Below are 18190 nucleotides of genomic sequence, written 5' to 3'. Positions count from 1 at the left end.
AAATACTATCAAGATTAGATCACCCTTATTTCAGAAAACTTGATTTTCTGAAATAAGGGTGATCTTTCCCTATCTATATTTCAAAAACTTATATCTTACATAAACAAAATAGCTCTGCCATCATAAACACTTTCTGTATTTACATTTCCACACCTAATTGCTCTATTTAGCACCATAATTGTTACGATTTCACCATCATGCTAGTTGCATAAGTTCTTTCGTTGGCGGACTCATTGAACAGCAACTGTAAAATTGGTCACTGTTTTTAAGTCTTCACCAACAGCTTTCACTTCATTCCAAGCAGTTCTTTTTAGTTATTTATCTTTTTCTAAAGCTAATGTTCTTGTTGTTAAATCACAAACTTCAGCTGGTCCGTAGTATTGAATAGCACCGGGATATGTATAAGCCGTTTCCACTGCCCAAACATCACGATGTGCTTCAAAGTACTTAAATGGCTTACCATCTAATTCAACCAAGGCTTTCTTAATAACCGGCTTATCTTCCCCATGTCTTCTTTCCATGTTCATCATCTTAGTGATTGGCATACCACCAGCCACCCATTGATCCGCCGGCATCGATAAATTCGATACCTTAGATAAGTAACCATTATAACCATACTGTATCAACATGAACGCGTTGTATCCCAATGAGTAACAATAATCCGCATCAAAATTAGATGGGAAAGCACAACGACCTTCATAACCAAAGAAATGATGTAAAGCATTGAACTTACCATGATAAGTACCAGCTACTTTTCTTTGTTCTAGGACATCTTTCACTAAAGCCGAGAATAACTTTTCCGATTCAATCAAGGACACTTGCACATTACCATGCGGATCTCTTTCTAAGAATAATTGTTGCTGGATAGCTTGCGGTAAGATTGCGAATACTTTGAAAGAATCATCCGATAAACCTTTCTTAATAAAGGCATACTTTTCATCCCAAGAAGCCAACATATTGAATTCACCCGCCTTAGAACCTGCTAACAGTTCATTGATTTCAGCAATTAAAGCCGAGAATTCAGGCACAAATTCAACCACACCTTCAGGAATAATCGCAACCCCGAAGTTCATTCCCTTAGTCGCACGCTTTTCAACTGCGTCCGCAATATAGTTTGCAATTTGCGATAAAGACATTTTCTTTTCCGCAACCTCTTCTGAGATTAAACAAATATTTGGTTGTGTTTCTAAGGCACATTCCAAAGCCACATGCGAAGCAGAACGACCCATAACCTTCACAAAATGCCAGTATTTCTTAGCTGAGTTGGCATCACGTTCAATATTACCAATCACTTCTGAATAAGTCTTAGTGGCTGTATCAAAACCAAATGAAATTTCAATATCTTCGTTCTTTAAGTCACCATCAATCGTCTTTGGACAACCAATCACTTGAACAGCTGTGTTATGAGACGCAAAATATTCTGCTAAAACAGCCGCATTCGTATTGGAATCATCACCACCAATAATAACGATAGCGGTCATACCATGTTTTGCACAAACTTCAGAAACAACTTTGAATTGTTCCTCGGTTTCTAACTTTGTACGACCGGAACCGATAATATCAAATCCACCCGTATTACGATATTGATCAATAAGGGCATCATCGAATTCAACATAATCATCTTCGATTAATCCACTAGGACCATTCTTAAATCCGTACAAAATATTCTCTTTACTCGTTGCCTTTAGAGCATCGTATAATCCACAAACCACATTATGACCACCAGGCGCTTGACCACCTGATAAAATCACACCAACCACTTGTTTCTTAGCAACTGAAGTATTCACACCCTTTTCAAAAGTAATTTCCTTTTTGCCATAAGTATTTGGAAATAAAGCTTTAATCTTTTCTTGATCCGCTACACTTTGTGTTTCTTCACCCTCTTTAACACAAATTTCCCCAATGCCGTTTCTCAACATTTTAGGAAGTTTTGGCTTGTATTCATAGCGAGCTTTTTGAAGCGGTGATAATTCTGTCATTAACTTGTCCTCCTTTATAGAATTCACATACTCAGAATAGCACAAAATAGACCTTTTCTAAACCGACAAAATCCAGTTCTATACCGGACTTAAACTTCACTTTCTGCAAATAATTCTTCCCATTCTTTTTCCAAATAAGCAATTTCATTGTGAATATCATCAATATCCATATCCAATAAATTCATCTTATGATAATCCTGATAATATTCCGGTTCAAATCGAAGCTCACGCATTGCCTCTAACTCTTCTTCCTTTTTCGAGATTTGTTCCTCAAGATGCTTTAATTTTCTCCGTATTCCATTCGGAGATAAACCGGAGGTTTTTTTCACCTCTTTTGACTTTTCAAGTTTAACTTCTTCTTGAATGGATTCTTGTTTATGCAAATGGTATTCCTCATACGTTTGTGGATAGAACACGGCTTCATTATCTCGCAATTCAAGAATACTTGTCGCAATTTGTTGAATGAAGTAACGATCGTGTGACACAAAAATAATCGTGCCATCAAAACAACTTAACGCTTCCTCTAAAGCCTCTTTCCCTGGAATATCCAAATGATTGGTCGGTTCGTCCAACAATAAAGTGTTCGCTTCTTCTAAGAGAAGTTTTACAAATGACAAGCGAACCTTTTCACCACCGGATAAAACTTGAACCTCTTTAAAAACATCATCCGCCGAGAATAAGAATTGCCCTAACGCCGAACGCACTTGAGTTCGATCCAATTCTGGATATTCATCCCAAACTTCTTCAATCACCGTTTTATCACTTGAAAACTGAGCTAACTGCTGATCAAAATATCCCTTTTCAATTTGATGACCAAATAAGAAAGAACCTCCTAAAGCAGGAATTTTTCCCATTAAGGTTTTCATCAAAGTAGATTTCCCGGTTCCATTTGGTCCCATAATCGCAATTCGATCACCTCGTCGGACCTTAAAGGAGAATTCATTTAAGACATGATTATACCCTATCTTTAGATGATCAACTGTTAAGACCTGTTCTCCACCTTTTAAACGGGATTTAAAATGAGCATGAAAATTCCTTTGACCTTTTTTAACAGGATCAATTCTTTCCATTCGCTCCAAATATTTAATTTTACTTTGAGCAAAGGCGGCTTTGTTCTTTTTATAACGGAACTTTTCAATTAAAGTTTGTAGACGCTGAATGTCTTTTTGCTGGCGGTTGTAGGCGGCTTGTTGGCGTTCTAAATCATTTTCTTTTTCTTGAACAAAATGCGAATAATTTCCCGGGTAACGCTTCATTGTCCCAAATTCCATATGGTAAACCACATCAACGGTGTGGTCTAAAAACATACGGTCATGGGAAACAATTAAAACAGCTTTTGGATAGTTTTTGATATAACCTTCCAACCATTCAATGGCTTCTACATCCAAATGGTTGGTTGGCTCATCTAATAAGAGTAAGTCTGGTTTTGATAACAATAATCGAACAAAAGCCAGTCGTGTTTTCTGACCACCCGAAAAAGTACCAATGCTTTTCTTTAAATCTTCCTTTTCAAAACCAAAACGAGTAAAGACTGACAGCAATTCACTTTCCCAAGTATATCCTCCCTTTTGTTCAAATTGTTCTTGAAGTCGTGCGTATTTATTCAATATTTCTTCACTATGATCCTCTGCCATTTTCATAGCTAATTGGTTCATTTCTTTTTCAATTTGAAATAAAGGCAAAAAAATTTGGTAAAGTTCTTCCTTCACCGTCGCTTCATCTCTCGCAAAAACCTTCTGAGAAAGGTAGCCAATGTTTGTGCCATTTTGTTGACTGACGGTTCCTTCATCAAATTGCTCTTCTTTTGTTACACAACGTAGAAAAGTAGTCTTGCCACAACCATTGCGACCGACCAAAGCTATTTTTTCTGTTCCCTTGACCATGAAATTGACGTTTTCAAACACATCATTTCCAGCAAAAGATTTTTTTGCTTTACTAACTTGATATAACATCTCTCACTCCTGAAAAAAGGATGGTTAAGCCATCCTAGAAATCTAAATTCTTTGGTGTGCGGGCAAAAGGAATCACATCACGAATGTTCTTCATTCCCGTCACATACATCACAAATCTCTCAAAGCCTAAACCAAATCCGGCATGTTCACAACCACCATAACGGCGTAAATCTAAATACCATTGGTAGCCATCCAAGTTCATGCCCAATTCTTTCATCTTCTTTTCTAAGATTTCCAAGCGTTCTTCACGTTGCGACCCACCAACCAATTCACCGACGGATGGCACCAATAAATCAGCTGCCGCAACCGTCTTTCCATCTTCGTTTTCACGCATATAGAAAGCCTTAATTTCTTTTGGATAATCCGTTAAAAAGACAGGACCCTTCACTACTTGATCGGTTAAGTACCGTTCATGTTCGGTATTTAAATCCATACCCCACTCAATCTTATTGTTCTCAAATTTTACATCAGCTTTCTTTAAGATTTCAATTGCTTCTGTATATGACATTCTCCTAAAATCAGAATTACGAACATGATTTAGACGTTCTAATAGGCTTGTATCAATGCGTTCATTAAAGAAATTCATTTCTTCCGGGCACATTTCCAGCACATAATCGATACAGAATTTAATCATATCTTCAATAACATCCATATCATATGCCAAATCCGCAAAAGCCATTTCCGGCTCAATCATCCAAAATTCAGCCGCATGAATGGTGGTATTACTTTCTTCTGCTCTAAAGGTTGGTCCAAACGTGTACACATCTCTAAAAGCCAATGCAAAAGCTTCGGCTTGTAGTTGACCAGATACAGTTAAACTAGCATGCTTACCAAAGAAATCTTCTTCGTAATGGTCATCGGTTTGGGTTGTAACTGTAAATGTTTCACCAGCTCCCTCTGCATCAGCGCCGGTAATAATTGGTGTGTTTACATACACAAAGCCCTGTTCTTGAAAAAAGGTATGAATAGCCATCGCTAAAACTGAGCGTACTCTAAAAACAGCTGAAAGAGTGTTCGTTCTTGGTCTTAAATGAGATGTTTCTCTTAAGTATTCTAAGCTATGACGCTTCTTTTGTAGAGGATACGTGTTATCCGCTACACCTTCTAAACTAATTTCTTTTGCTTGTACCTCAAAAGGTTGTTTCGCTTCTGGTGTTAAAACCAGCTTTCCAATCACAGAGATAGCTGTACCTGTTAAATATTTAGAAACCTCTTCATAGTTACTCAAAGTATCCGCATCATACACAATCTGCGCATTATTAAAATAAGTTCCATCATTTAAAGAAATGAACGATACATTCTTTCCTGCACGGTTTGTACGAATCCAACCTTGTAGTTGAACATATTCAACTTGATCTTTTTCCAATTCAACTTCTGATTTTGTTAGGCGATAAATATCGCGAATACTCATTTCACTTGACATTATTTTCTAAACTCCTTTATTTTGTTGCTTTTCATTTGTTTCAAAAACTAATTCTTGAATCTTTGAAACGACATCAATGTGTCGTACAGACACATGACTTGGAACCGAAAAATGATCCATAGCAAAGGACACAAAACCTTCAATCCCTGCTTTTATTAATAAATTCACCGTTGCTTGCACATCTTGCGAAATTGTCAAAATCGCAATTCTTGTTCCTTTTGGCATATAACGGTTTAACTCACTCAATGGATATACGGGAATACCTCCGATTTCATCCGCACTTGGCGCTAAATCAAAAGCACAGACAATGGTTCCGACCACATGATTCCAATGATTGTAGTTCAATAAAGCTCTTCCTAAGTTACCGGCTCCGATTAAAATAATCTTCTCATCAAAATTAACCCCTAACTCTTCTGAGAAAATTTCAATTAAACGTTCAACATCATAACCATATCCTTGTTTTCCAAGGTTACCAATAAAGCTGAAATCACGACGAATTGTTGTTGGCTCAATTGAAACCAATTCCGCTAATTCACGGGACATAATACGTGTGGTTCCATCTTCTTGAAGTTTACGCAAAGCTTTTAGATATAAAGGATAACGTTGTAAAGTTGCGCGTGGAACATTCTTTTCATTCTTATCATTCATAATTATCACCGTCTTTATTCTATTCCAAAATATTTCATTTGTGAAATCCTAAACAGACAATTCCATGCTTGAATCCGCTGAATCTTCCCATGTGCCAAATTCTTGTCGCTGCCAAGCAACCCAAGCCGCTGCGCCAATCATTGCCGCATTGTCCATACATACCGATAACGGTGGTAGTATCAAGTCTGTTTCTGGGAAAGCTTGCATCTTTTCCGCCATCACTTCTCTTAAACGCGAATTAGCGGAAACACCACCTGCCAAAACGAGCATCGCCGGCTTTTTATCTCGTATAGCGGCGACTGTCTTATCCACTAAGGAATGAATCGCTACTTCTTGAAACGCAAACGCAACATCTTCTTTTACCAAAGGATTACCGAGCTTTTCCTCCCTTTGAATCAACTGAAGAACAGAAGACTTCAAACCCGAGAAGCTAAAATCATAAGTGCCATCCGTTTTTGGGGTTTTTAAGAAATAATGTTCCTTACCCTGTTTCGCTAGCTTATCAATAACCGGTCCACCCGGATAACCCGTTCCTAATACACGAGAAACCTTATCATAAGCTTCACCAACTGCATCATCTAAGGTATCACCAATAATTTCAAAGGAATACTCTTCCTTCATCCAAACCAATTGACTATGACCACCTGAAATTACCAAAGCTAATAATGGAAATTTCAGCTCTTTCACAAAGGCATTCGCATAGATGTGTCCTGCCATGTGATTCGTCGGTAACATCGGTTTTTTATACATCAAAGCCAGTGTTTTAGCCGCTTGAACCCCGACATGCAAAGAACCGATTAAACCAGGTCCTTTGGTATAGGCAATCGCATCCACATCTTGAACAGACATACCGGCTTTTTCTAAAGCCTCTTTAATAACAATGGATATTTTTTCAACATGAAGACGGGAAGCGACTTCAGGTACTACCCCACCAAATTGCTTATGAGTATCAATTTGAGTTGAAACCACATTACTCAATACCACATGACCATCTTCAATAATGGCACAAGCTGTTTCATCACAGCTACTTTCAATGGCTAATATTTTTGCCATAAACATCCTCCTAAAGCACTTTGTTCATAACTAAAGCATCTTCTTGATTTTCATAATAATGACTACGAATATTGATTTTTTCAAAACCAAATTTTTCATACAGAGAAATCGCAGCTTGATTGCTGGAGCGAACTTCCAATTGACAATATTCACAATTTTCTTTTTTCATTTGCATTAAAGCAAACTCTAATAATTCCTTAGCAATACCTTTTCTTTGATAATTTGGATCAACCGCAATGCGTGTTATATCCCCTATTTCAAAGCTAATCCAGAAATCAATAAAGCCAAGAATTTCTCCTTTTTTATACACATAAAGATTTGCGTATGGATTATTTTCGAATTCATTTTCATAGTTTTCTTTTGACCAAAATCCATTTTTGAAGGCGCCTTGATCAATCGCGGTAATGCGTGATAAGTCTTTATTAGTAACCGAATGAATCATCATTTAACCAAATAAGCCCCATTCGCCTTTAGATAGTTTGGCTTTACGTAATCTACATCTTCCTGTAACACCCACTTATCTTTCAAATCAAAGAAGTGTTGCACCAAATCCAAGTTAGACCTTTCCTGACCTATGAGCTGTAAATCACCAATGAAGTTTGCCTTTAAATTCAAATCTTCTATAAATTGAATAGTTTCCTCTGTCATAGGATTACCATGGTCATATACAGCTGTATAAACACGCTTCCCTCGCGCATCTAATATCACTTGACCACTTTCCTTTCCTGCTAACAATTGCAAGGAACTGATGGTATAGAAAGGAAGCTTTTTCAAGCTCGCAAACACTTTTGCGATTGTTAAAGCAATACGAACACCCGTGTACGATCCTGGACCATTTGTGACAACAAGAGCCTCAATGTCATCCACATCTAATTGAGCCATTTCCAACAAACGATTAAGCTCAACAAAGATTTCTTCTGATTGTCTTTTGGGAATTTCTTTTTGAATTTTCGCCAGAATTTGTTGATCATTCATTAGACCTAGTACTAGATATTGCATACTTGTATCTAAACATAGTGTAATCATTTTAGCACCTCCAAAAAATCCTCATATGGTTTTCCATTTGCTTCAAAATGATACACACGTGAATCATCCGCTTGAATGGTTATGGTACAATTCAAATATTTCTCGGGTAATAAATAGGACATAAAATGACTCCACTCAATCACCGTAACTGCTTCTTCATTAAAGTATTCGTCAAAACCGAGATCTTGAACAATACCTTCTAAACGATAAGCATCTATGTGATTTAAGGTAATTCTTCCTTTGTAAATTTTTTGGATATTAAAAGTAGGAGAAGTGATTGTTTTCGTTACTTCCAGTCCTTTTCCAATTCCCTTTGTTAGAGAAGTTTTACCAGCACCTAAATCGCCATCTAATAAAAGAAGGAAACCTTCAAAAGCGTGTTTTCCAATCTTTTCTCCTAGAGAAAATGTTTCTTTCATGGAATGGCTTGTATATGTATATGTTTTCATACTATTCACCTTGAAAATTATACCTCATAAAAACAAATTATAAAGTAAAAAAAGGATAAAAAAAATAGACCCGGCAACGAGCTCGATTCACCCAAAGGGCTATTTTTGCCGCTGAAGTGCTTAACTTCTGTGTTCGGGATGGGAACAGGTGTGGCCACTTCGCTATCGTCACCGGATCTTTTCAGAGTCAATTCTCTGAAAACTAAATAACAGCTTAGAAGACATTTTCTGTCTTTTCGTAAAATTGGCGTTCTCTTCGTGAATAAACCTTCGACCTATTAGTATCAGTCAACTCAACATATCACTATGCTTACATCCCTGACCTATCAACCTCATCGTCTTTAAGGGGTCTTATTCATTTGAAATGATGGGAAATCTTATCTTGGAGTCGGTTTCACGCTTAGATGCCTTCAGCGTTTATCCGGTCCATTCTCGGCTATCCAGCTATGCCACTGGCGTGACAACTGGTGCACCGTAGGAATGTCCACCCCGGTCCTCTCGTACTAGGGGCAGCTCTCCTCAAATTTCCAACGCCCACAACAGATAGGGACCGAACTGTCTCACGACGTTCTGAACCCAGCTCGCGTACCGCTTTAATGGGCGGACAGCCCAACCCTTGGAAGCGAATTCACCTCCAGGATGCGATGAGCCGACATCGAGGTGCCAAACCTCGCCGTCGATGTGAACTCTTGGGCGAGATCAGCCTGTTATCCCCAGGGTAGCTTTTATCCGTTAAGCGACGGCCATTCCATTCTGCACCGCCGGATCACTAACACCGACTTTCGTCCCTGCTCGACCTGTTTGTCTCGCAGTCAAGCACTCTTCTGCGTTTGCGCTCGTTGAATGATTTCCAACCATTCTGAGAGTACCTTTGTACGCCTCCGTTACTCTTTGGGAGGCGACCGCCCCAGTCAAACTACCCACCTGCCACGGTCCTCCGCCCGGATCACGGTCCGGAGTTAGAATTTCAATTAAGTAAGAGTGGTATCCCAACGGTGACTCCTCTGACCCCGAAAGGCCGGTCTCTTCGTCTCCCACCTATACTGTGCATACTTAACCGAAACTCAATAGCAGGCTATAGTAAAGCTCCATGGGGTCTTTCCGTCTAGTTGCGGGTAACCTGCATCTTCACAGGTACTAAGATTTCACCGAGTCTGCTGCCGAGACAGTGCCCAAATCATTACACCTTTCGTGCGGGTCAGAACTTACCTGACAAGGAATTTCGCTACCTTAGGACCGTTATAGTTACGGCCGCCGTTCACTGGGGCTTCGGTTCAAAGCTTCGGATTACTCCTAACTAATCCCCTTGACCTTCCAGCACCGGGCAGGTGTCACCCCCTATACTTCGTCTTGCGACTTTGCAGAGAGCTATGTTTTAGTTAAACAGTTGCTAGGGCCTATTTACTGCGGCTCTTTCGAGCACCCCTTATTGCGAACGTACGGGGCCAATTTGCCGAGTTCCTTGGCAACAGTTCTCTCGCTCACCTTAGGCTATTCGCCTTGACCACCTGTGTCGGTTTTGGTACGGGCCACTAATCAATTGACGCTAGAAGCTTTTCTTGAGAACCGGCGGTCTCACCATCTTCGCTACTTGCTCGCGCGTTCACTCCCTGCAAGGCTTCAATTACGCTGACGGATTTGCCTATCAGCCTCTTCTCCTTACAATCCCCAATCCATTAAGGGGTCTGGTTAACCTTTTCTGTCACTCCTTCACTTGATTCGCGGGTGCAGGAATATCAACCTGCTGTCCATCGACTACGCCTTTCGGCCTGGCCTTAGGTCCCGACTTACCCAGGGCGGACGAACCTTCCCCTGGAAACCTTGGTCTATCGGTGTGTAGGATTCTCACCTACATCTCGCTACTCACACCGGCATTCTCACTTCCATACGCTCCAGCACTCCTTACGGTATACCTTCAATGCTGTATGGAACGCTCCCCTACCACTTGAATTAAATTCAAATCCATAGATTCGGTATTACGCTTAGCCCCGGTAAATTTTCGGCGCGGAGATACTCGACTAGTGAGCTGTTACGCACTCTTTCAAGGATGGCTGCTTCTGAGCCAACCTCCTAGCTGTTTGCGCGTCTCCACATCCTTTTCCACTTAGCGTAAATTTTGGGACCTTATCTGATGATCTGGGCTGTTTCCCTTTTGACCATGGACCTTATCACCCACAGTCTGACTGCTGAATATTCTTGCCCGGCATTCGGAGTTTGATATCTATTGGTACGGCTAGGTGCCGCCCGCAAGATTTCAGTGCTCTACCTCCGGGTAGATCCGTTCAACGCTAGCCCTAAAGCTATTTCGGGGAGAACCAGCTATCGCCGTGTTCGATTGGAATTTCTCCGCTAATCACAAGTCATCCGCCAACGTTTCAACGGGGGTCGGTTCGGTCCTCCATCTGGATTCACCCAGACTTCAACCTGCTCATGACTAGATCACTACGGCTTCGGGTCTATCCCTACGTACTCTTCACCCTATTAAGATTCGCTTTCGCTTCGGCTCCGCATTGTCTGCTTAACCTCGCACGTAAGGATAACTCGCCGGTTCATTCTACAAAAGGCACGCCATCACACATGAATGTGCTCTGACTTTTTGTAAGCATACGGTTTCAGAATCTATTTCACTCCGCTCCCGCGGTTCTTTTCATCTTTCCCTCATGGTACTGGTTCACTATCGGTCATATAGGAGTATTTAGCCTTACCGGATGGTCCCGGTCGCTTCCGTCAGGGTTCCACGTGCCCCGACGTACTCAGGATCCCACTAGGCCATTTGAAAATTTCGTCTACAGGGCTTGCACCTTCTGCGGCTGAAGCTTTCAATCTCATTCGACTATCTTCATCTGTACCATCTCGTGGTCCTACTACCCCAGCTCTTAGCTGGTTTGGGCTCTTCCAATTTCGCTCGCCACTACTCTCGGAATCATTGTTATTTTCTTTTCCTCCAGTTACTAAGATGTTTCAATTCACTGGGTTTTCTCCTCATAAGTTATGTATTGGCTTATGGGTGATACATCATTTCCTATGTATCGGGTTCCCCCATTCGGATACCCCCGGATCGTTGCCTGTGTACGACTCCCCGAGGCGTTTCGCCGTTTGCTGCGTCCTTCTTCTGCTCTATATGCCAAGACATCCACCGTACGCTCTTGTTCGTTTAATCACTCTTTTTTGCGTTTGTACGAGAACTGTTAACTTTTTGTCTTTCAACTTTTTCTGTTAATCTTGTTATCACAACTTTACGAAAAAGACCTATCTATTGTCTTCTTCTGTTATTCAGTTTTCAAAGAACTGCTCTTGAGAGTCTTTTTCCGAAATCTCTCAAAACTAAATAGGAATTTATTACTCCAACTTCTTTCTTGTGTACATCTTTCTCCTTAGAAAGGAGGTGATCCATCCCCACGTTCTCGTAGGGATACCTTGTTACGACTTGACCCCAATCATTAGCCCTACCTTCGACGGCTCCTTCCTTGCGGTTAGGCCACCGGCTTCGGGTATTGCCAACTCTCATGGTATGACGGGCGGTGTGTACAAGGCCCGAGAACGTATTCACCGCGACATGCTGATCCGCGATTACTAGCGATTCCAACTTCATGGAGTCGAGTTGCAGACTCCAATCCGAACTGAGACTATCTTTCAGTGATTCGCTCCTGTTCACACAGTCGCTGCACGTTGTAATAGCCATTGTAGTACGTGTGTAGCCCAGGCCATAAGGGGCATGATGATTTGACGTCATCCCCACCTTCCTCCGGTTTATCACCGGCAGTCTCTCCAGAGTCCCCAACTGAATGCTGGTAACTGAAGACAAGGGTTGCGCTCGTTGCGGGACTTAACCCAACATCTCACGACACGAGCTGACGACAACCATGCACCACCTGTCTCCTTGATAACCTCTTCCCTATCTCTAGGGCTTTGCAAGGGATGTCAAGGCCTGGTAAGGTTCTTCGCGTTGCGTCGAATTAAACCACATACTCCACCGCTTGTGCGGGCCCCCGTCAATTCCTTTATGTTTCACACTTGCGTGCATACTCCACAGGCGGAATACTTAATGCGTTAGCTGCAGCACTGAGTCTCCCCAATACTTAGTATTCATCGTTTACAGCGTGGACTACTAGGGTATCTAATCCTATTTGCTCCCCACGCTTTCGTGCCTCAGCGTCAGTCTTTGGCCAGCAAGTCGCCTTCGCCACCGGTGTTCCTCCATATATCTACGCATTTTACCGCTACACATGGAATTCCACTTGCCTCTCCAATACTCTAGTCTGCCAGTATCCATGGCGTGATGGGGTTGAGCCCCACAATTTGACCATGAACTTAACAGACCGCCTACGCACCCTTTACGCCCAATAATTCCGGATAACGCTCGCCACCTACGTATTACCGCGGCTGCTGGCACGTAGTTAGCCGTGGCTTTCTGGTAAGATAATGTCTGACTGAAATTCTCTTCCGGTTTATCTTTTCTTACAACAGAGCTTTACAACCCGAAGGCCGTCTTCACTCACGCGGCGTTGCTCGGTCAGGGTTGCCCCCATTGCCGAAAATTCCCTACTGCTGCCTCCCGTAGGAGTCTGGGCCGTGTCTCAGTCCCAATGTGGCCGTTCACCCTCTCAGGCCGGCTACGCATCATCGTCTTGGTGAGCCTTTACCTCACCAACTAACTAATGCGCCATAAGCTCATCCACTAGTGTTTTTAACCTTTAATAAAGAAAAGATGCCTTCTCCTTACCTATCCGGTATTAGTCCCCGTTTCCAGAGGTTATCCCGGTCTTTGTGGGCAGATTGCTTATGTATTACTCACCCGTTCGCCACTCTTTCCACCTAGCAAGCTAGGTTTCCAGCGTTCGACTTGCATGTATTAGGCACGCCGCCAGCGTTTATCCTGAGCCAGGATCAAACTCTTCATTTGATTGACTCTTTATTCCGTAGCTCTTTGGCTACTTCTTTCTTATTTCGTTGACGTTGTTCTGTAATGTTTTTAATTCCTATTCAGTTTTCAAAGATCTCTCACGCTCTCTTCAAGCGTGCTTGACTATAATACCAATACCTTCTGACTTTGTCAATTACTTTTTTTCGACTTTTCTCGCTTTCTTTTCCCCTTTGTTTTGAGTACTTTATACCTTCTTCCCTCTTCCAAAAAGCTCTGCCATTGTCTTTTGTACTGCTCTCTAGTGCCCAGTTATAATATCATCTCATCCCTCCTATGGCAAGCCTATTATTCATACTTTTTTTGAAAAATTTGGAGTTTGCCATATCTAAATTTAAAAGTCTAACTTTGGGGTCACATCATCATCAGAATTCCTTTTTTAGGTTGTTTGGGATATCCCAAAAATAATATTTGCGGATTGATATTGGTGAAGGCGTCTAGGTCTATTGTTTATAGCTGAAACATACTGGTCTACTTCTTCTTTTGTTAGAGGGTTGAGAGATAGACCCTTTGGAAGAAATTCTCTCAAAAGTCCATTGAAGTTCTCGTTTGTCCCTCGTTTTAAGGCTGATAGCTATGAACAGGAAGCTTTTTTGGTAGAATAAATAGTAGACATGTTCATCTGCCTTTCTATACTGATTTGGAAAATTCTAGTATATCAGACGAACATGTCTTTTCTGTTGAATTTCATTTTACAACTTACAAAAAATTATTTTCTATTTTCCTTATATCTCTCGCCTCCCTTTAAATCTATTTTTCACTCTTATTTCTCGTTAAACTATCGCTAGTCTTTTGACTATTTCTTACCCATACCTCATTTTATAGTTCGTTTCATTTAGATTACATTTCATTTCATGATTCTAATGCAAAAAAGACACCTAATGGGTGTCTTTTCAAGGATGAGTTAATCTTGGAAATAATCCTTCGCCCTAAAATCAAGTCCTGACAAAATATCATCCGGTAAACGTTGCTCGGATTCTTCCGCCAACTTGCGAGCCTTCTCTTCGCGAATGGCTTTCAATTCAGCCGCTCTTTCTTCGATACGACGTGTTGTTTCACGATCAAAGTTTCTACCTGTACCGGCAGGAATTAGCTTACCAATAATCACGTTTTCCTTCAAACCTTGTAATTTATCAACCTTGCCACGAACAGCGGCTTCCGTTAATACTTTCGTTGTTTCTTGGAAAGAAGCGGAGGATAAGAACGAATCTGTTTCAACAGCTGACTTCGAAATACCTAATAAAACAGGACCATACTTTGCCGGTGTCTTACCTTCGTCCAATAATACTTCATTTAGTTCATCCACACGGTGTAGAGATAATGTTTGACCGGCACTTAAGCCAGAATCATTACCTTCAAGGATAATGACCTTCTTAAGCATTTGCTTAATCATAACTTCTAAGTGCTTATCAGAAATATCAATACTTTGTGTCGAATAAACACGCTTCACTTCTTTCAAAATATATTCTTGAACGGCACGCACACCGGCTACTGCTAACAATTCCTTAGGTGCAATTTGTCCTTCGGTTAATTTTTCACCGGCATGTACTTTCGTTCCCGGTTTCATCCATTGGCGAACAACTTGTGTCAAGTCACACTTATGCTCAATCGATTCAGTTTCATTTGTGACGGTAACGATTTGTCCTGTATGCGTATCATTTTCACGGATTTCTGTAATTTCGCCGTCAATCTTCGAAATAACAGCAACACCCTTTGGTGTACGAGCTTCAAACAATTCTTCAACACGAGGAAGACCTTGTGTAATATCGCCGGATTGCGTTGCAACTCCACCAGTATGGAAGTTACGCATGGTCAACTGTGTACCAGGTTCACCAATTGCTTGGGCAGCCATAATACCAACCGCTTCACCTTCTTCAACAAGGCGACCCGTTGCCATATTTTGACCATAACATTTACGACAAATGCCATTGCCCGACTTACAAGTAAACACATTACGAATATAAGCTTCCTTAACACCGGCCGCAAGCACCTTTTGTGCTAATTCTTCTGTGATGAAAGTATCTTCATCCACTAAGACTTCACCTGTCTCAGGGTGAACAATCGTTTGTTGGGTATAGCGACCAACAATACGATCATAGAAATTTTCAATAATTGAATTATTACGCTGATCAATAATATCGGAAACCAAGTAACCACTATCGGTTCCACAATCATCTTCATTGATAATCACTTCTTGCGCCACATCGACTAAACGACGTGTTAAGTAACCGGATTCCGCAGTCTTTAAGGCTGTATCGGTTAGACCTTTACGCACCCCATGGGTGGAAATAAAGAATTCAGATACCGACATCCCTTCGCGGAATGAAGAATAGATTGGAACTTCAATGATGGATGGTTGGTATTCTTTACGTGATTTCGATTGGGTTGGACGTGCCATCAATCCACGCATACCAGCTAACTGGGTAAAGTGGTTCTTATTACCACGAGCACCAGAGACAGCCATCATGTTGATAGGATTCATACGAGGTAAGGAAGCCATCAAGGAATCTCCAACACTTTCCTTCACGTTTGCCCACAATTCAGAGAAAGCACGTTCCCATTCTTGTGCTGTTAATAAGCCACGGTCTCTTAAAGCGTTTAAGACGTCTGCTTTTTCACGACCCTCAGCTACCAATTCATCTTTCCTAGGAGCTACTTTAATGTCACTTAAAGCAACGGTCATGCCGGCTAGAGTGGAGTATAAATAACCCATATCCTTCAAACCATCTAAGATATCAGAAGTACCATTAGTGTTATAACGATCGAATACTGCCGCAATTAAACTTCCTAATTCCTTCTTCTTAAATTCCGGTGTGACTTTACGTTCCGCAATTTCTTTCTTAATATTGGAACCCTTCGCTAAGAAGAATTCATCCGAAGTTGCCTTCAAGTTTTCTCCATTAACAACATTTAAGTACGGGAATTCGGCCGGGAATACTTGGTTGAAGATAATCTTACCAACCGTTGTCATCAAGTAAGAATCCATTTGTTGCGCACTAAAGCAGGTCTTACCAGCTTTAGCGGCGGGAATCGCGATACGACTATGCAAATGAACGACACCGGTTTGATAAGCCATTAAGACTTCATCAACATCTTTGAAAACATGACCTTCGTTATCCCCATATCTTCGCCAACGATCCGCTTCTACTTTTTCACCAATTGCTTCTAAAGCATCTGCCTTCTTGTAGAATTCATCCGCTGTTTCTTCCATATTCAAATAGAAGTTACCCAACACTAAGTCCTGCCCGGGTGTAACGATAGGTTTACCATCCTTTGGACCTAAGATGTTGTTTGAACCAAGCATTAAGACTTCTGTTTCGGCACGAGCCATATCACTTAATGGTAAGTGAACCGCCATCTGGTCACCATCAAAGTCAGCGTTAAATGCAGGACACACCAATGGATGCACACGAATAGCACGACCTTCCACTAAACGAGGGAAGAAAGCTTGTATACCCAAGCGGTGTAAAGTAGGCGCACGGTTTAGGAAAACCGGATGCTGGGTAATCACTTGCTCCACAATATCCCAAACACGATGGTCTTGACGAACAATTAATTTTTCAGCCGTCTTAGGATTGGTCGCGATTTGTTGGTTCACCAATTCATTAATAACAAAAGGCTTATATAAATTGATTGCCATTTCTCTAGGTAGACCACATTGCCACATCTTTAAGTAAGGACCAATCGCAATAACTGAACGACCAGAGAAGTCAACACGTTTTCCTAACAAGTTTTGACGAAAACGTCCTTGTTTACCCTTTAGAGAGTTGGATAATGACTTCAGAGCACGGTTAGAAGCACCATTAACCGGTTTCCCACGGCGCCCATTATCAATCAAGGCATCTACCGCTTCTTGTAACATACGCTTTTCATTTTGAACAATGATAGCCGGTGTGCCTAATTCCAATAGTTTCTTCAAACGATTGTTACGTGTGATAACACGACGGTACAAATCATTTAAATCAGAGGAAGCGAAACGACCACCATCTAATTGAAGCATTGGTCTTAAATCAGGTGGGATGACTGGTAATACAGATAACACCATCCATTCCGGCTTATTATCAGAGTTACGGAAAGCTTCAACCGTTTCCAAACGTTTGATTAATTGCTTACGCTTTTCACCCTTAGCACCTTCTAATTCCGCCTTAATAGCTGTGTAATCCGCTTCCAAGTCCACTTGTTCTAAAAGAGCCTTTACCGCTTCAGCTCCAGTTTGGGCAACGAAACTACCCACACCATGTCGAGCCACTAAAGTACGGTATTCTCTTTCCGAGATAACTTGTTTGTACTTAACACCATTTTGTTTATCACTTAAATCACCCGGATCGGTAACCACCCAAGAAACGAAATAAATGATTTCTTCCAATTGTTTTGGCGGTAAATTTAAGATGAGAGCTAAACGAGACGGAGTTCCTCTTAAGTACCAAATATGTGTTACAGGAGCCGCTAATTCAATATGACCCATGCGTTCACGACGCACTGAACTCTTGGTTACTTCAACTCCACAGCGATCACAAACAACACCTTGGTAACGTACTTTCTTGTACTTACCACAAGCACATTCCCAGTCTTTTGTAGGACCAAAAATTTGTTCCGCAAATAGCCCTTCTTTTTCTGGTTTTTGCGAACGGTAGTTAATGGTTTCAGGCTTTTTAACTTCGCCATAAGACCATTTAAGAATCTTTTCTGGTGAGGCTAGACCGATTTTAATCGCAGAAAAATTGTTAATATTCATCGTT

9 protein-coding genes, 3 rRNA genes and 1 pseudogene are annotated in these 18190 nt (G+C 41.2%); all 13 read right to left on the bottom strand.

Annotation, left to right across the window (positions count from 1 at the left end; all coding sequences use genetic code 11):
• Nucleotides 1-314: 314 nt before the first annotated feature.
• Nucleotides 315-1979, bottom strand: coding sequence for a diphosphate--fructose-6-phosphate 1-phosphotransferase (locus tag JOS54_RS00440; RefSeq protein ID WP_203245119.1), 1665 nt, complete (start codon nucleotides 1977-1979; stop codon nucleotides 315-317).
• 89 nt (nucleotides 1980-2068) lie between these two features.
• Nucleotides 2069-3931, bottom strand: a complete 1863-nt coding sequence (locus tag JOS54_RS00435) for an ABC-F family ATP-binding cassette domain-containing protein (RefSeq protein ID WP_203245118.1) — start codon at nucleotides 3929-3931, stop codon at nucleotides 2069-2071.
• A gap of 34 nt (nucleotides 3932-3965) precedes the next feature.
• Nucleotides 3966-5354 (bottom strand): asparagine--tRNA ligase, encoded by a 1389-nt coding sequence (gene asnS, locus JOS54_RS00430; protein WP_238928356.1) that lies wholly within the window; start codon nucleotides 5352-5354, stop codon nucleotides 3966-3968.
• A 6-nt stretch (nucleotides 5355-5360) separates the two neighbouring features.
• Entirely contained in the window at nucleotides 5361-6002 is a 642-nt protein-coding gene (locus tag JOS54_RS00425; RefSeq protein WP_203245116.1) for a redox-sensing transcriptional repressor Rex, read from the bottom strand.
• Nucleotides 6003-6050: 48 nt separating this feature from the next.
• Nucleotides 6051-7055 carry a tRNA (adenosine(37)-N6)-threonylcarbamoyltransferase complex transferase subunit TsaD gene (gene tsaD / locus JOS54_RS00420; RefSeq protein WP_203245114.1) on the bottom strand — a complete coding sequence of 335 codons (1005 nt, stop codon included), beginning with the start codon at nucleotides 7053-7055 and terminating at the stop codon, nucleotides 6051-6053.
• 10 nt (nucleotides 7056-7065) lie between these two features.
• Nucleotides 7066-7500 carry a ribosomal protein S18-alanine N-acetyltransferase gene (gene rimI, locus JOS54_RS00415; RefSeq protein ID WP_203245113.1) on the bottom strand — a complete coding sequence of 145 codons (435 nt, stop codon included), beginning with the start codon at nucleotides 7498-7500 and terminating at the stop codon, nucleotides 7066-7068.
• The gene (gene tsaB / locus JOS54_RS00410) at nucleotides 7497-8081 is read right to left on the bottom strand and encodes a tRNA (adenosine(37)-N6)-threonylcarbamoyltransferase complex dimerization subunit type 1 TsaB (protein ID WP_203245111.1); all 585 of its coding nucleotides are present in this window, start codon (nucleotides 8079-8081) and stop codon (nucleotides 7497-7499) included. The genes rimI and tsaB overlap by 4 nt, the downstream gene beginning before the upstream one ends.
• Nucleotides 8078-8530, bottom strand: coding sequence for a tRNA (adenosine(37)-N6)-threonylcarbamoyltransferase complex ATPase subunit type 1 TsaE (gene tsaE, locus JOS54_RS00405; protein ID WP_203245110.1), 453 nt, complete (start codon nucleotides 8528-8530; stop codon nucleotides 8078-8080). Before tsaE ends, tsaB begins: the two co-directional genes overlap by 4 nt.
• A gap of 68 nt (nucleotides 8531-8598) precedes the next feature.
• Nucleotides 8599-8706, bottom strand: a 5S ribosomal RNA gene (gene rrf, locus JOS54_RS00400).
• 82 nt (nucleotides 8707-8788) lie between these two features.
• Nucleotides 8789-11690 (bottom strand): 23S ribosomal RNA (locus JOS54_RS00395).
• A gap of 218 nt (nucleotides 11691-11908) precedes the next feature.
• Nucleotides 11909-13433, bottom strand: a 16S ribosomal RNA gene (locus tag JOS54_RS00390).
• The 16S, 23S and 5S rRNA genes sit together here, the layout of an rRNA operon.
• A 397-nt stretch (nucleotides 13434-13830) precedes the next feature.
• Nucleotides 13831-14013 (bottom strand): annotated as a pseudogene (locus JOS54_RS00385) (IS30 family transposase); the annotation flags it as partial.
• A gap of 342 nt (nucleotides 14014-14355) precedes the next feature.
• The gene (gene rpoC / locus JOS54_RS00380; RefSeq protein WP_203245108.1) at nucleotides 14356-18186 is read right to left on the bottom strand and encodes a DNA-directed RNA polymerase subunit beta'; all 3831 of its coding nucleotides are present in this window, start codon (nucleotides 18184-18186) and stop codon (nucleotides 14356-14358) included.
• Between the last annotated feature and the right edge of the window lie 4 nt (nucleotides 18187-18190).

It is taken from the genome of Bulleidia sp. zg-1006, assembly GCF_016812035.1.
Classification (GTDB): Bacteria; Bacillota_I; Bacilli_A; order Erysipelotrichales; family Erysipelotrichaceae; genus Bulleidia.
The sequence above is the reverse complement of the archived record's forward strand: the minus strand, read 5'-3'. Positions and strand labels throughout refer to the sequence as shown.

Excerpts from the sequence above, each read along its gene's own strand:
- tsaB (WP_203245111.1), bottom strand. The coding sequence starts at position 8,081 with ATGATTACACTATGTTTAGATACAAGTATGCAATATCTAGTACTAGGT.
- rpoC (WP_203245108.1), bottom strand. The coding sequence starts at position 18,186 with ATGAATATTAACAATTTTTCTGCGATTAAAATCGGTCTAGCCTCACCA.
- tsaD (WP_203245114.1), bottom strand. The coding sequence starts at position 7,055 with ATGGCAAAAATATTAGCCATTGAAAGTAGCTGTGATGAAACAGCTTGT.
- tsaE (WP_203245110.1), bottom strand. The coding sequence starts at position 8,530 with ATGAAAACATATACATATACAAGCCATTCCATGAAAGAAACATTTTCT.
- JOS54_RS00425 (WP_203245116.1), bottom strand. The coding sequence starts at position 6,002 with ATGAATGATAAGAATGAAAAGAATGTTCCACGCGCAACTTTACAACGT.
- asnS (WP_238928356.1), bottom strand. The coding sequence starts at position 5,354 with ATGTCAAGTGAAATGAGTATTCGCGATATTTATCGCCTAACAAAATCA.
- JOS54_RS00440 (WP_203245119.1), bottom strand. The coding sequence starts at position 1,979 with ATGACAGAATTATCACCGCTTCAAAAAGCTCGCTATGAATACAAGCCA.
- rimI (WP_203245113.1), bottom strand. The coding sequence starts at position 7,500 with ATGATGATTCATTCGGTTACTAATAAAGACTTATCACGCATTACCGCG.
- JOS54_RS00435 (WP_203245118.1), bottom strand. The coding sequence starts at position 3,931 with ATGTTATATCAAGTTAGTAAAGCAAAAAAATCTTTTGCTGGAAATGAT.